This window comes from Flavobacterium aquatile LMG 4008 = ATCC 11947 (assembly GCF_000757385.1).
GTDB lineage: Bacteria > Bacteroidota > Bacteroidia > Flavobacteriales > Flavobacteriaceae > Flavobacterium > Flavobacterium aquatile.
This window is the reverse complement of sequence record NZ_JRHH01000001.1, coordinates 215,164-231,443: the sequence shown is the minus strand read 5'-3', so window position 1 is coordinate 231,443 and position 16,280 is coordinate 215,164. Positions and strand designations below refer to the sequence as shown.

Annotated in this window: 12 protein-coding genes; all 12 read left to right on the top strand. The window is 30.6% G+C overall.

All coding sequences use genetic code 11. The features are described from left to right. Window positions 1-124: 124 nt before the first annotated feature. A complete protein-coding gene (locus LG45_RS01000) occupies window positions 125-949 on the top strand; it encodes a thymidylate synthase (protein WP_035123533.1) in 825 nt (274 codons plus the stop codon). Between the two features lie 10 nt (window positions 950-959). Next, window positions 960-1,901 (top strand): energy transducer TonB, encoded by a 942-nt coding sequence (locus LG45_RS00995; RefSeq protein ID WP_035123530.1) that lies wholly within the window; start codon window positions 960-962, stop codon window positions 1,899-1,901. A 120-nt stretch (window positions 1,902-2,021) separates the two neighbouring features. Beyond that, entirely contained in the window at window positions 2,022-2,291 is a 270-nt protein-coding gene (rpsO, locus tag LG45_RS00990) for a 30S ribosomal protein S15 (RefSeq protein ID WP_035123529.1), read from the top strand. Between the two features lie 140 nt (window positions 2,292-2,431). After that, window positions 2,432-4,582: a polyribonucleotide nucleotidyltransferase gene (locus tag LG45_RS00985; RefSeq protein WP_035123528.1), complete on the top strand. Its 2,151-nt coding sequence runs from the start codon at window positions 2,432-2,434 to the stop codon at window positions 4,580-4,582. A 94-nt stretch (window positions 4,583-4,676) separates the two neighbouring features. After that, window positions 4,677-5,330, top strand: a complete 654-nt coding sequence (locus LG45_RS00980) for a hypothetical protein (protein ID WP_035123527.1) — start codon at window positions 4,677-4,679, stop codon at window positions 5,328-5,330. A gap of 411 nt (window positions 5,331-5,741) precedes the next feature. Beyond that, a complete protein-coding gene (locus tag LG45_RS00975) occupies window positions 5,742-6,458 on the top strand; it encodes a hypothetical protein (protein WP_035123526.1) in 717 nt (238 codons plus the stop codon). 10 nt (window positions 6,459-6,468) lie between these two features. Beyond that, window positions 6,469-9,249, top strand: a complete 2,781-nt coding sequence (locus tag LG45_RS00970) for a TonB-dependent receptor (RefSeq protein ID WP_035123525.1) — start codon at window positions 6,469-6,471, stop codon at window positions 9,247-9,249. Window positions 9,250-9,254: 5 nt separating this feature from the next. Further along, complete coding sequence (locus LG45_RS00965; RefSeq protein ID WP_035123523.1) at window positions 9,255-10,481, top strand: DUF4249 domain-containing protein; 1,227 nt, start codon at window positions 9,255-9,257, stop codon at window positions 10,479-10,481. Window positions 10,482-10,492: 11 nt separating this feature from the next. Next, window positions 10,493-12,187 carry a hypothetical protein gene (locus LG45_RS00960; protein WP_131494627.1) on the top strand — a complete coding sequence of 565 codons (1,695 nt, stop codon included), beginning with the start codon at window positions 10,493-10,495 and terminating at the stop codon, window positions 12,185-12,187. An 83-nt stretch (window positions 12,188-12,270) separates the two neighbouring features. Next, the gene (locus LG45_RS00955; RefSeq protein WP_026707723.1) at window positions 12,271-13,134 is read left to right on the top strand and encodes a sigma-70 family RNA polymerase sigma factor; all 864 of its coding nucleotides are present in this window, start codon (window positions 12,271-12,273) and stop codon (window positions 13,132-13,134) included. A gap of 126 nt (window positions 13,135-13,260) precedes the next feature. Further along, a complete protein-coding gene (rpe, locus tag LG45_RS00950; protein ID WP_035123518.1) occupies window positions 13,261-13,923 on the top strand; it encodes a ribulose-phosphate 3-epimerase in 663 nt (220 codons plus the stop codon). A gap of 29 nt (window positions 13,924-13,952) precedes the next feature. Then, on the top strand, window positions 13,953-16,271 hold the full coding sequence (locus LG45_RS00945; RefSeq protein ID WP_035123516.1) for a GAF domain-containing protein: 2,319 nt from the start codon (window positions 13,953-13,955) through the stop codon (window positions 16,269-16,271). Window positions 16,272-16,280 lie beyond the last annotated feature (9 nt).

Below are 16,280 nucleotides of genomic sequence, written 5' to 3'. Positions count from 1 at the left end.
ACAGATTTGTCACCCTGAGCACTTCGACTTCGCTCAGCATAAACTAAAGTCGAAGGGAATTTATTTAGAAAGTATAACTAAAAAAACGATACAATTTTAAGATTGCTTCGTTCCTCGCAATGACATGAAACAATACCACGACTTAGTAAAACACGTTTTAGAAAACGGAACTCAAAAAGGCGACAGAACTGGCACCGGAACCAAAAGTGTTTTTGGCTACCAAATGCGTTTTGATTTAGCAGAAGGTTTTCCAATGGTAACAACTAAAAAGTTACATCTAAAATCAATCGTTTACGAATTGCTTTGGTTTTTAAAAGGCGATACTAATATTGGTTACTTAAAAGAAAACGGAGTAAGAATTTGGGACGAATGGGCGAATGAAAATGGTGATTTAGGCCCGGTTTATGGTCACCAATGGCGCAATTGGAATAGTGAAGAAATAGATCAAATCACTGAATTAATCGATACTTTAAAAACAAATCCAAACAGCAGACGAATGTTAGTTTCTGCTTGGAATCCATCGGTTTTACCAGACACATCAAAATCATTTGCAGAAAATATAGAAAACGGAAAAGTAGCTTTGCCTCCATGTCACGCTTTCTTCCAGTTTTATGTTGCAGATGGAAAATTATCGTGTCAATTGTACCAACGAAGTGCCGATATATTTCTTGGCGTTCCATTTAACATTGCTTCTTATGCTTTATTTACAATGATGATTGCACAAGTTTGTGATTTGCAAGTTGGCGAATTCATTCACACCTTTGGTGATGCCCATATTTACAACAATCATTTTGAGCAAGTAGAACTACAATTATCACGCGAACCAAGACCACTTCCAAAAATGATATTAAATCCAAATGTGAAAAACATATTCGATTTCACTTTTGAAGATTTTACTTTAGAAGATTATGATCCGCATCCGCATATTAAAGGAGTTGTTGCGGTATAATTTATTGACCATGAAAAAAATCATCTTTCTATTTTTAATTATCTCTAAAGTTGCATTTGCACAAGAATCCAATGACAAAATTACTTATTTGGATTCCTTGTATAAAGAAGTTAATGAAGAAAACAAGTTCTACACTAAAGTTATAAAGGATTACTACCTTGAGAAATCGGAATATAAAAACTTACTGTTTTATAAAAGCAATAAACTTAAAGAAGAGAAAACAGTATCAGAAAAAGATGGTGGTTACTTAATTGGTGAAGAAATACAATACTATGAAAATGGTAATAAAAGCTGTTCTGTTTCATACGAAAATAAAACAAGACACGGTAAAACTTATACTTGGTATGAAGATGGAAAACTAAAAGAGGAGGGCGAATTCAATAGCGAGAAATCCGCGACAGAAAAACATTTTAAAATGATAAATTTTTGGAATGAAAACGGTGAGAAAACGGTAATTAATGGAAATGGCTTTGTCAATTCAAAAAATGAATACTACGATGAAAATGGAAATTATAAAAATGGTTACCGTGATGGAAAATGGAATGGTAAATCATTAAAAAAAGCTTTTCAATATGAAGAGATTTACTCAGACGGAAAATTAATTTCTGGAATAAGTACTGAGGAAGACGGAACTAAAAATGAATATACCGTTTTAGAAGTAAGGCCGAAACCTAAAAAAGGTGTGCAGCATTTTTACGATTTTATTGCAAAAAAATTCTCCTATCCGATAGCCGCCAAACGACAAAAAATTAACGGCAAAATTATTGTTCAATTTATAGTGGACAAAGATGGTAAAATAGTTGAACCAAAAATTATCAAAGGACTAGGTTATGGACTTGACGAGGAAGCAATCAGAGTCTTACTCAGTTATGACAAATGGATTCCTGCACTTCAAAGAGGAAGAAAAGTTCGATGTTCTTATTTACTTCCGTTTACCTTATCAAGTGAATAGTAAAAAGCAATTTCACAAATTCCAAAATATCACTTGTTCTTTCGAAAAATAAAATTATCTTTGCACACGAATTAGGAAAATCCTTTTTCATACATAATAATCATTTAACATAATATTGGAATGTATTTAAGTAAAGAAACAAAAGCTGAAATCTTCGCTAAACACGGAGGAAAAGCTGAAAACACAGGTTCTACAGAAGGTCAAGTAGCACTTTTCACTTTTAGAATCTCTCACTTAACAGAGCACTTGAAAAAAAATCGTCACGATTATAACACTGAGCGTTCATTAGTTCTTTTAGTAGGTAAAAGAAGATCTCTTCTTGACTACTTAAAAAAGAAAGATGTTGTAAAATATCGTGAGTTAATTAAAGAATTAGGTATTAGAAAGTAATACATAAAAAGAGGTGCTCACGCGCCTCTTTTTTTTTGCATCGTTTATAGAAAAAAGTTTAGTTTTTCATTGGGTTTTAGGCAACAACTACACAAACAACAACACAACTAGAACCCATGTTTAACTTAGAGAATTAATTTATGATTCCACAATTATTTGTAGAAAGCATCGATTTAGGTGATGGCAGAAGCATCACAATCGAGACAGGACGTTTGGCAAAACAAGCTGATGGTTCTGTAGTAGTAAGAATTGGAAAAACTGTAATATTAGGTACAGTTGTTTCCGCTAGAAAAGCAAGTCCAGGTATCGACTTTTTACCGTTAACGGTAGATTACAGAGAAAAATTTGCTGCAGCAGGTCGTTTTCCTGGTGGTTTCTTTAAAAGAGAAGCACGTCCAAGCGATAGCGAAGTGTTAACAATGAGATTGGTTGACCGCGTATTGCGTCCGCTTTTCCCAAGTGATTATCATGCAGAAGTTCAAGTTATGATTCAGTTAATGTCTCATGATGATGAAGTTATGCCAGATGCACTTGCAGGATTAGCAGCTTCGGCAGCACTTGCATTGTCTGACATTCCATTTGAAACATTAATTTCAGAAGCTAGAGTTGGAAGAATTGATGGTAAATTTATCATCAATCCGTCTCGTGCACAATTAGAATTGTCGGATATCGACATGATGATTGGAGCTTCAACAGATTCTATCGCAATGGTAGAAGGTGAAATGAAAGAAATTTCAGAAAAAGAAATGGTAGAAGCAATTAAATTTGCTCACGAACATATTAAAGTACAGATTGCTGCTCAAGAAAGATTGGCGCAAGCATTTGGAAAAAAAGAAGTTCGCACATATGAAACAGAAAAATCTGACGAAGCTATTTACGCTAAAGTAAAAGCTGCGGCTTATGATAAAATCTATGCTATTGCGAGCAAAGGTTCGGCTAAGCACGAACGTTCGGCTGCATTTGACGCTGTAAAAGAAGAAGTAAAAGCATTATTTACTGAAGAAGAATTGGCAGAAAATGGAGATTTAGTTTCTAAATATTTCTACAAAACCAATAAAGAAGCAGTTCGTAATGTAACTTTAGATTTAGGTACTCGTCTTGACGGAAGAAAAACTACTGAAATCAGACCAATTTGGTGTGAAGTAGATTATTTACCATCAGTTCACGGTTCGGCATTGTTTACACGTGGAGAAACTCAAGCATTGGCTACTGCAACTTTAGGAACTTCTAGAGAAGCAAACCAAATTGATTCACCATCTGAACAAGGAGAAGAAAAATTCTATTTACACTATAATTTCCCACCATTTTCAACAGGAGAAGCTCGTCCATTAAGAGGAACTTCAAGAAGAGAAGTTGGTCACGGAAACTTGGCTCAACGTGCCTTAAAAAACATGATTCCTGCTGAAAATCCGTATACCATCAGAATTGTTTCTGAAGTATTAGAATCTAACGGCTCGTCTTCTATGGCAACAGTTTGTGCTGGAACATTAGCTTTAATGGATGCTGGAGTTCAAATGATTCGTCCCGTTTCTGGAATTGCAATGGGATTAATTACTGATGGAGAACGTTTCGCTGTTTTATCTGATATCTTAGGTGATGAAGATCATTTAGGTGATATGGATTTCAAAGTAACTGGAACTTCAGAAGGAATTACAGCGTGTCAAATGGACATCAAAATTGACGGATTGAAATATGAAATCATGGAGCAAGCGTTAGCTCAAGCTCGTGACGGACGTTTACATATCTTAGGGAAATTAACTGAAACATTGGCTAAACCAAATGCAGATGTGAAAGTTCATGCTCCAAAAATTATCATGAGAACTATTCCTGGTGCTTTCATTGGTGCGTTAATCGGACCTGGAGGAAAAGTGATTCAAGAATTACAAAAAGCAACTGGAACTACAATTGTTATTAACGAAGTTGACGAACAAGGAGTTGTTGAAATTCTTGGTACTGATCCAGACGGAATTGCAGCAGTTTTAGCTAAAATTGACTCTATCATTTTCAAACCAGCGATGGGAGAAGCTTATGAAGTTAAAGTAATTAAAATGTTAGATTTTGGTGCGGTTGTAGAATATACTTCAGCTCCAGGAAACGAAGTTTTATTGCACGTATCTGAATTGGCTTGGGAAAGAACAGAAAATGTAGGCGATGTTGTAAACATGGGTGACGTGTTTATGGTGAAATATTTAGGAGTTGATCCTAAAACTAGAAAAGAAAAAGTTTCTAGAAAAGCACTTTTACCAAGACCTCCAAGAGAAGAAAATAAAATTACTCCAAAAGCGGAATAATTTATTTCAAATCATAAAAAAACCCCAATTCAAATGAATGAATTGGGGTTTTGCTTTTATAATCAATACCTTTATAATTATTAAATAAATTTTTATGAAAGTGAACATCCAAATTAAATCGATTTATTCCATTGAAGAAATTCCTAATTATTGGACAAACGAAGATTATGTAGCATTGCTTGATGCATTTAGTTTTGAAGATGGAAAATCGTTGAATCCAGAAAATTTGTTTGAAATGTTGCAGATGGCTATTAGTGATTTTGAACCTAAAGAAGCAGCTAAAATAGTGCTGACATATAAATTAAGTAACGATTTAAATGAAGGTCAGATTGATCAGATTTCAAATGATATGCTGATTGATAAAGTGTGTGAGGAATATCCTGAAATTCATATGCACAAACATTTATTTTCGATAAACCAACTGCTTTACAAAGCCTATAATGGAACTTTTCCGAATGCAAAAGCGAGTTTGATAAAATTTTCTATTTCAGATAACGAATTGGAATCCTTATCAAAATCGGATATTTTAAAAGCGTTTAACAACAGCTTGAACGACAGCAATCTTATCAGAAGATTATTTGACGAACCAATGACAACCGAAGCCGAATTTCCAGATGCTGAAAGTATAATATGGGAATTAAACACTTCAGATAATTCCAATTTTGAATTAATTACATCCGAATATTGGATTGACAGAGAATCATTTTTGGAAATGGAATTTGAAGGAGAAATTTTAAAATCGGAATAAAAAGACGAAAACCCCAATTCAAGTGATCGAATTGGGGTTTATTTTTAATCTAATTTTTGATAATAGTTATTGAAGTTTTATCGCCTTTCTTTAAATTAGTCGACATTTCAAAAACCCTTTCATTATCAATTAAATGAAGCATTGCCGTATTCATCTTTTTCTCTCCTTCACTTATTGCCTCAATTCTAAAAACATTTTTATCGCTATCTAATTTAATAGTAAACGTTTTCTTTTTATTTAAAAAATTATAGTAATTAAAATTACTAGATAATTAAACCCTAACTTATTTTTGAGTTAGGGTTTTTCTTTGCCTAAAAAATCCCTAAATGTTAAAGTTTAAACATTTTAAATTTGTAAGTAAATTAATACTATTTTTGAAAGCACCAAATCAATCATTTCCAAAAATACCAAATGCAAAAAAAAACTTTATTTTCACTCCTACTTCTTTTATGTTTTAAAACAATATTTTGTCAAGAAAAAACAAAAAATTCATTATCAAATTGGTATGACTCAGAAATAGGAAACCACAATTTAGCCGTTAATAACGGACGCCTTTTCAACGATGTTTACCCAACTAATAAAAAGACTAATCGCTATTTTGAAGATGAAAAATTTCTAATTGGCGAAGTTTTATTTGACAATCAGTACTACAATTCTATTTGTATAAATTATGATTTATTTGAAGACGCCTTATTAATTAAACCTTACAGCGAAAAGGACAGAAATGCATTAATTCTGATTAAGAAAAGGAACGAATCATTTATTTTTAAAGGGAAAAAATTTGTAAACTTAAATTATAATGACGCAATAAAAAATGATAATGTCAATGGTTATTATGAAGAAGTTTTAACCAATAATTCATTTCAATTTTATGTAAAGCACAAAAAAAGCAAAAGAGAAATATTTGCAGAAAACAAAGTTATATATGAGTATGAATTAAGAAAAGAATATTATCTCTTTTACAAAAGTAATTTTCACAAAGTAGATTCTAAAAATTCAATAACAAAACTATTTCCAGAGTTAAAAACACAAATAAATAATTTTTTCCTACAAAACAATAAATCGTTTGAAGCTGATAGAGCATCATTTATGAAAAATTTATTTAATTATATAAACGGTTTACAATAAAATTTAATTCATGAGGAAAATTATTTTCACCTTGTTACTTTTTCTTTTTAACATTAGTATTTTCGCACAACAAGCAAAAGAAAAGACATCACTGCAACTCAATAATGCAACTTTAAAAAATAGTATAGAAACATTAGAAACAGAATCGGGTTATAAATTCTATTTTGATGAGAAATGGCTGATTAACGATACATTAAAAATCACTAAAAATTATCAAGAAAAGTCTATTGATGCAATTTTAACAGATCTTCTTGACGAAACCGATTTAAATTATTTTATATATGATGAGAAAGTTATTTTAACTAAAAACACTAGTATAATAAGTGATTTAGAAAAAAATTTAATTGACCTTCCATCTGAAACCAATGTTAAAAAAGAAGAGATTTTCACCCGAAAACCAATCTATTTAAAACAATACGACTCTATAAAGCCAACATCTAGTGAAAGAAAAATTGACCAATTTTCTATTGGAAAAGAGTCAAAATCGAATTCAAAAAAGCTATATACTTTATCTGGTTTTGTAAAAAATTTAAAAACTGGAGAAGGAATTTCAAATCTTTTCATAAAAGTAAAAAACAGCAAAAGAAACACAGTTACAGACAATTCTGGATTTTACACCATTGATTTGGAACCAGGAATAAGCGTTTTGGAGTTTGAATCAGTAATTTTTACAAAGTCAACAAAAAAAATAGTTTTATATAATGACGGAAAACTCAATGTAAACCTTAAAGAAAACATCAATGAATTGGATGAAGTTATAATTAATTCTAAAGCTTCAGAAAAAATAAAATCGACAGTTACAGGTGTTACAGTTATTGAGATAGAAAAAATAAAAACAATACCTCTAATTCTGGGCGAACGAGACATTTTTAGAGTAGCAGCTGCTTTACCAGGAATTAAAAATGTTGGAGAAGGCGCGTCTGGATATAGCGTTAGAGGCGGAAAAGAAGATCAAAATTTAGTTCTTTTAGACAACGGATTAATCTATAATCCATCACATTTTTTTGGTTTATTTTCTGCTGTAAATCCATTTACTACAAAGCGAGCTATGGTTTACAAAGGAAGTATTCCTGCAGAATTTGGAGGAAGACTTTCATCTGTTTTTGACATTACAACAAAAAGTGGTAATCTCAAAAAACTATCTGGCGAAGCTGGAATTGGACCAGTTACAAGTAATTTATCGTTGGAAATTCCAATTTTAAAAGAAAAATCAAGTTTAATTGTTGGCGGACGACTAACCTATTCAGATTGGATTTTAAAATCACTAAAAGACGAACAACTTAAAAATAGTCAAGCTTCATTTTATGATATTATAGCTAAATACAGTCATAAATTTAATGCTAAAAATCAAGTTGAAACAACTTTTTACAACAGCAAAGATGCCTTTAGCATTTCATCTGATTCAGTATTTAAATATACAAACCGATTATTTACCGCCAAATGGGATCATACTTTTAATGAAAAAAGTAAAGGTGAATTGATTTTTACAAATTCAGAATACAAATTTAATATTGAATATGATGCTAATAATCCGAGATCGTTTGATTTTGGATATAAAATTTCTGACACACAACTTCAACTTAAATTGGGCTATTTATATAATGAAAAGCATAAAATTAGTTACGGAATTTCAAGCAAATTGTACGGAATTAATCCAGGAAATTTGGATCCAAAAAACGGAGAAACAATATTAAATCCTATCAATATAGAAAAAGAGCGTGGTATAGAATCGGCAGTTTACGCATCTGATAATTATAAGTTTTCAGACAAATTACTTATTGATGTTGGATTGAGATATTCTAGATTTTCTGCACTTGGAGCATCATCACAAAGAATTTATCAAGCTGGAGTTCCAATAAACGATGCAACCGTTATTGAAGTAAAAAATTATGGTAAAAATGAAGTTATAAAATCATACGGAGGATTAGAACCAAGAATATCGGCACGCTACTTTTTAATGGATGACTTAACCATAAAGGCAAGTTATGATAAAACTTATCAATACATTCATTTATTATCAAGCAACACAACGCAGTCTCCAACAGACACCTGGAAATTATCTGATTTAAATGTAAAACCTCAAGCTGCACAACAATTTTCATTCGGAATATTTAAAAACATTTCTAATCCCGATTTAGAATTTAGCATTGAAGGATATTATAAAAAATCTAAAAACTTTTTAGACTATAAAGTAGCAGCTCAAATTTTACTTAACGAGAATATAGAAACTGAGTTATTGCAAGGCGACGGAAAAGCGTATGGAGTTGAATTTTTAATAAAAAAATCTGCAGGTAAATTAAACGGTTGGATTGGTTATACCTATTCAAGAACGTTTATTAAACTTGACAGTCAATTTAACGAGGAAAAAGTAAATAACGGAGAATATTTTCCTGCTAACTTTGATAAGCCTCATGATATAAGCGTTGTTTTAAACTATAAATTCACACAACGCTATAGTTTATCGTCTAATTTTGTATACCAAACTGGACGACCAATAACTTATCCTATTGGAACTTACGAATATGGCGGCGCAGAATACACATTATATAGCGATAGAAATAAATTTAGAATACCCGATTATTTTAGATTAGATATTGGTATTAATGTAGAAGGTAATCACAAATTGAAAAAACTCGCACATAGTTTTTGGAACTTTTCTATCTACAATATATTAGGAAGAAACAACCCATATTCTGTATTTTTTGTAACTACTGACGGACAAATTAAAGCTTATAAAACTTCAATTTTTGCTATGCCAGTTCCAACAATTACTTACAATTTTAAATTTTAGCATCTATGAAAAAGGTAGTAAATAATAAATTATTAATATTAATTGGACTCTTCTTTAGTCTTGTTAGTTGTGTTGATCCGTATCAATTACAAAATTCAAATTTTGAAGAAATAATTGTAATTGAAGCAACTGTAAGTAATGAATTAAAAAAACAAGAAGTAAAAATTTCTAAAACTTATAGATCTGGAGAAGACAATGAAGATGCTTTAATTAGCGATGCAGATGTATTTGTACAAGATTCTGATGGAAACCAATACAACTTTGAATATGAAACTGATAAATATGTTTCAACCGCAGAATTTCAGGCTGTTGCTAATAAAGAATATGAATTACATGTAACAACAAGCGATGGAAAATCATACAGTTCAACTAAACAAAAGCTAACCACTCAAACCGACATAGAAAGTGTTATAGCTTCTGTAGTAACTAATAATGACGGAATTAGAGGTGTGGAGATAGCTATTAATAGTTTTGACCCAACAAATACCTCTAAATATTATCGCTATGAATATGAAGAAACTTCAAAAGTAACTGCGCCAGAATGGAAATCTGAATATGCAGTTGTAAATCCTGATCTTGACAATGCGGTTGGCCATCCATATATCGAACTTTTCCCTAGAGTTACAGAAGCAAGAATATGTTATTCAACAGAAAAAAGTAAAAATCTTTATTTAACTTCGACCAACAATTTGATAGAAGATAGAGTAATTAATTTTCCTTTACGATTTATTGCAGATAGCGATTACACTATTGGAGAACGCTATTCTATTAATGTAAAACAATACATTCAAAATCTTGAAGCCTTCACTTATTTCACTACATTAAAAGAATTATCTGCTTCTGGTGGCGACATATTATCGCCAAATCAACCTGGTTTTTTATTAGGTAATATTAAATCTGATACCAATCAAAATGAAAAGGTTATTGGCTTTTTTGAAGTGGCATCTGTATCGTCAAAAAGAATATTTTTTAATTACGAAGAATTATTTCCAGGAGAATTACAACCTCCGTATTTTGTAGATTGCACTATCCAGGAGTTTGATTATTGTTTTGATCCTAATGCTGGATGCGATGGCGAAAGACTAAATGGTTATGTAATAAACAACCAATTTACTTTTGTAGAACATCCTATTCCACCATCACCATCTATAATTTACAAATATGTATTGTCACCTTGTGGCGATTGTACAACTTTTTCATCTAACATAAGACCTACATTTTGGATAGACTAAAACAACTTTCATTGTTATTAATTATATTAATTAATTCAACCTTGCTTTATGCTCAAAAAAGCAACACCTCCACTATTGAAAAAAATATAAAAATTTCTACATCAGAAACCATTTATGTTCATTCTAATAATGACGCATTTGTAACTGGCGAAACTTTATATTATCAATTATATTGCTTAAATTCAGAAAACTTTAAGCCAAGTGAAATTAGTAAAATTGCACATATTAAACTCTTAACATCTGACGATAAAGTTGTTGCCGAACAAAAAATGGCTCTAAAAAATGGCACAGGTTATGGAGATATTTTTATTCCGAGTTCTTTAAATTCAGGAAATTATAAACTTATAGGTTATACAAACTGGACGCTTAACAAAAGAAAAGACAAGTATTTTACAAAAAATATAACCATTGTAAATCCATTTCAAGAAGAATCTAAAAACATAATTAGTAAACCTTTAGAAACAACAACTACAATTGTTAATCAATCTAAAAACAATAAAACAACCACAAGCACAATTATTACTTCAAAGAAAAATTACTCTCAAAGAGAATTAGTAAGCTATAAATTAAACTCATTATCACAAATAACAGATGGAAACTACTCGGTTTCTGTAAATAAAATTGATGCCTTTACTACACAAAAGCAAGATAATTCAATTACTTTTTCAAATTTAAATACAAATTCTGAAATTATTTACACCTCTTTTTTACCCGAATTTAGAGGAGAAATAATTTCTGGAACCGTAACAACAAAAAACAATCAAAATACTGTTAATGAAATATCAGTCGGACTTTCTATTCCTGGAGAAGATTTTTTATTTAAAATAGTGAAAACAAATTCATTAGGCAAATTCTTTTTTACAATTGATAAAGAATATACTAATCCAAATTTCACCATTCAAGTAATCAATCCTAATAGAAAAGAGTACGAAATTTCGATTAACACCAATAAAAATATAGAAATAAATTCAGCCACAACTACTAGCCTATCTTTAGATAAAAGCATGATTCAATCTATTAAGGAAAGAGCAATTGCAACTCAAATAGAAAACGCCTATTTTAACAATAAGAAAGATAGCATTGTAAAAATATCAAATTCAAAATTATTTTACAACCCAATAGAAAAAGACTATATTCTAGACGATTACAATAGATTTCCAACATTTAAAGAAACTATAACAGAAGTTTTAAAAGAAGTATATTATACAGAAAACGAAAATCAATACAAAATTGGAGTTAGAGATTTTGACAAAAAGACAGAAATTGAAGCACCAACTTTATTGCTAATTGACGGATTACTAATTCAAGATGCAAATGAACTTATAGATTTAAAAATGGACTCTATTTACAAAATAAGCACTATTAAAGGCGGATATTATTATGGTCCAAATATTTACAACGGTATGGTAAGTATAATTTCTAAAAATCATGATTATGATTCAAAACTAAGTGGGAGTTTTATAGTAAAAAGTAATCAAATTCTAACAAATTCTAAAAAAGAATATTATTCGCCAGATTATTCTAAACAAAGTAATACCAGAATTCCCGATTACAGACACCAACTTTTATGGCTTCCAGAATATGATATAAATAAAACAATTTCATTTTATACATCTGATGTAAAAGGTACATTTGAAATAATTATTGAAGGATTTACGAAAGACGGAGAACCTGTTTCTATATCGGATACTTTTGAAGTAAACTAAAAAAAAAATATTTTTTTGTAACTTTTTTGGGTTTCATAACGTATAACTACTTGAACGCTTTAAATTAAAGGAGAAAAGAATACATGAGACAACTCAAAATCACCAAGCAGGTAACTAATCGTGAAACTGCTTCTTTAGACAAATACCTACAAGAAATTGGAAAAGTTGATTTGATTACTGCCGATGAGGAAGTAGAATTAGCTCAAAAAATTAAAGCCGGTGACCAACGTGCGTTAGAAAAATTAACAAAAGCTAATTTACGTTTCGTGGTTTCTGTTGCAAAACAATACCAAAATCAAGGACTTACATTACCCGATTTAATTAACGAAGGAAACTTAGGTTTAATTAAAGCAGCACAACGATTTGATGAAACTCGTGGTTTCAAATTCATTTCTTATGCAGTTTGGTGGATTCGTCAATCGATACTTCAAGCTTTGGCAGAACAATCTCGTATCGTTCGTTTGCCATTAAATAAAATTGGTTCTATCAATAAAATCAACAAAATGTACGCTTTATTAGAGCAATCTAATGAAAGACCACCTTCTGCTGAAGAAATTGCAAAAGAACTAGACATGACAGTAAATGACGTAAAAGAATCTATGAAAAATTCTGGTCGTCACTTATCAATGGATGCACCTTTAGTTGAAGGAGAAGATTCTAATCTATACGACGTTTTACGTTCTGGTGAATCGCCAAATCCTGATAGAGAATTAATTCACGAATCGTTACGTACAGAAATTGAGCGCTCGTTAGAAACTCTTACACCAAGAGAAGCAGATGTTGTTCGCTTGTATTTTGGTTTAGGAGATCAACATCCAATGACATTAGAGGAAATTGGAGAAACGTTTGACTTAACTCGTGAAAGAGTTCGTCAAATTAAAGAAAAAGCAATCCGCAGATTAAAACATACCTCAAGAAGTAAAATCTTGAAAACATATTTAGGTTAATCCTATAAACACAACAACAGTTTCAAAACTGTTCGTTTTTTGATTGATGATTGAAACTCCGGCTGATTACCGGAGTTTTATTTTTTTATAATTATCTTTGCAAAAAAACAATACACAAACTACAAAATGAAAAATACACTTATTGCACCTTCAGTTCTTGCTGCTGATTTTGCCAACTTACAACGCGACATCGAAATGATCAACAATTCTGAAGCCGATTGGTTTCATATTGACATTATGGATGGCGTTTTTGTTCCGAATATTTCCTTTGGAATGCCAGTTCTTGAAGCAATTACTAAACATGCTACAAAAACAATTGACGTGCACTTAATGATTGTTGATCCTGATAGATATATTAAAACATTTGCTCAATTAGGTTCAAATATTTTAACCGTTCACTACGAAGCATGCACGCATTTGCACAGAACGCTACAAGCTATTAAAGCCGAAGGTATGAAAGCTGGAGTGGCATTAAATCCGCATACTAATGTGAGTTTATTAGAAGACATCATTAACGATATTGATATGGTTTGTATCATGAGTGTCAATCCTGGTTTTGGAGGTCAATCATTTATTGAGAACACGTACAAAAAAATCAAAGATTTAAAAGAAATCATTATTAGAAATAACGCTTCGACAATTATCGAAATTGATGGTGGCGTTACTAATAAAAATGCAACGCAATTGGTTGAAGCTGGGGCTGATGTATTGGTTGCAGGAAATTATGTTTTCAAGGCAGAAAATCCGACGCAAACAATTATTGATTTAAAAAAGCAAACCACATTTTAAGTTTGTACTAATATTTAATTATTAGCAAAATGGCGGCAACATTATCTGGAGAAAGTCCATTTCAAATTCAAATTTCATTTCATAAACTTATCGAGAGTTTAGAAGAAATTGCTCTGTCAGACGTTGACTACAGATCCAACTATGCCAAAGGTTTATTGAAGCAAATTGAACCAATTCCTGAGTTTAGAACAGGTATAAACGATTTATCAGTAATAGAAAAAAATGAAACTTTAATAAAGTATTTATTAGCCGATTTATTTCCAACAGCATTAACAAACAATGAGATAAAAGCAGTTTCTATTCCGTTTCAAAATTTTACTTTCAATTATTCTGAACGCTTTAAGAAAATACTAAATGATGCTGGAGTAACATTTGACGCCAATTTTAGAGACTTTAACAACGATCAATTTTATATCATGAGTTGTTGTTTAATTTTAAACTTTTATTACAAGCAAAATATTGATTTTAACAGTCCTCTATTTTATGATATTCCCGATGCAAACGGCATTATAAAACACTATCGAATTCTTTACAATGCCGATTTTGTTGAAATAATTCCAACAGAAAAAGCATTGCCAATTTCACAAAATGACATTGATATTTTAATTGATAGTTATGAGAATATAGAACTTTGGAAAACTTATTTTCCAGAGCAAAGTTGGCTAATGAAAGGTTTTAGTATTGTACAATTATTTGATGCAACGATCGAAAGTGCCGTTTCTATATTGAAAGGCGACTTATTAAAATCGGATACTAAAAAGGATAAATCTAGTAAAAATTTTGAAGATATATTTCGTTCTATTTATAAAATTCCCGATTTAAAAGTTGGATTTACCGTTTATAATGAACTTGAAAAAAAGTTAATTCACACTCCTTACGAGTCGAACGACATTCCCAGTTTTATTTTAGACTGTAACAATGAAGTTTCCTCTGACGATGCAATGATTCAGTGCTTTTATCAAACAATAATAGAGAACAAAGAGCCGTTTACTATTTCAAATGTTGCTCATTTTATACAACAAAAAGAAAACAAACTTTTAGGAAATCATTTATTAAAGCAAAACATTCAGAGTTGTATTCTTTACCCAATTGTTAAAAACGATAAACTAATGGGAATCATAGAATTAGCATCAGAAAAACCTAAAGTTTTAAACAGCTTAAATGCCAATAAGTTAAGTTTAATATTGCCATTTTTAATTGATACAATTGATCGCTATAATATTGAATTAGAAAATCAAGTCGAAGCTGTGGTACAAAAAGAATATACTGCAATTCACCCAAGTGTCTATTGGAAATTTACTAAAGAAGCTAAAAAATACTTAGAAACCTTTGGTAATTCTAAAGACTATAGTTTTAAAGAAATTGTTTTTAAAGAAGTCTATCCGCTATTTGGCGGAATAGATATAAAAGGTTCGTCTGAACATCGAAATTTAACGGTAAAAGAAGATTTAAAAAATCAGTTAACGACACTTTTAACCATAATTGAAAAATTAAATTCTCATTCTAATTTAGTGCTTCTCGAACAAAAAAAGTTTGAATTACAAAACTATATTGATGAAATTGAACAACCTTTACGAGCCGATACCGAGCAACAAATTCAAAATTATGTTGAACAAGAAATTCATCCTATAATTAGGAATGCCAATCTTGATGAAGACACGCAACTTTTAACCAACAAATACTTTAAAAAAATTGACGAAATAACCGGAATGTTTTATCATTCACGAAAAAAATTCGACAATTCCTTATCTATAATTAATAAAAAATTAGCTTCTATTTTAGACGAAAAACAAATTGATGCGCAACAAATTTTTCCGCATTACTACGAACGATTTAAAACTGATGGGGTCGAACACAATTTATATATTGGTGCATCGATTGATCCAACAAAAAAGTTTGAAAAAATGTATCTTAACAACTTAAGATTATGGCAGTTACAAACGCTTTGTGAGATGGAATTGGAACATCATAAACTAAAAAAAGAATTGCCTTATAGTCTTGATGTATCTTCTTTAATTCTGGTTTTTAGTTCTCCTATAACTATTAGATTTAGAATGGACGAAAAACGATTTGATGTTGATGGAGCTTACAACGCAAGATATGAGGTAGTCAAAAAACGAATTGACAAAGCACATATTAAAAATACGGACACTAGGATCACCGAAAAAGAAAAAATAACTATTGTCTATTCTCACAAACACGAAGAAGCCGAATATTTAAATTATATCAAATATTTACAATTTAAAAACATCATAGAAAACGAAATCGAGCAATTTGAAATTGAAGATTTACAAGGTGTTTCTGGACTAAAAGGTATAAGAGTAAAAGTAATAAATTCTGAAAATTAATACAATTTA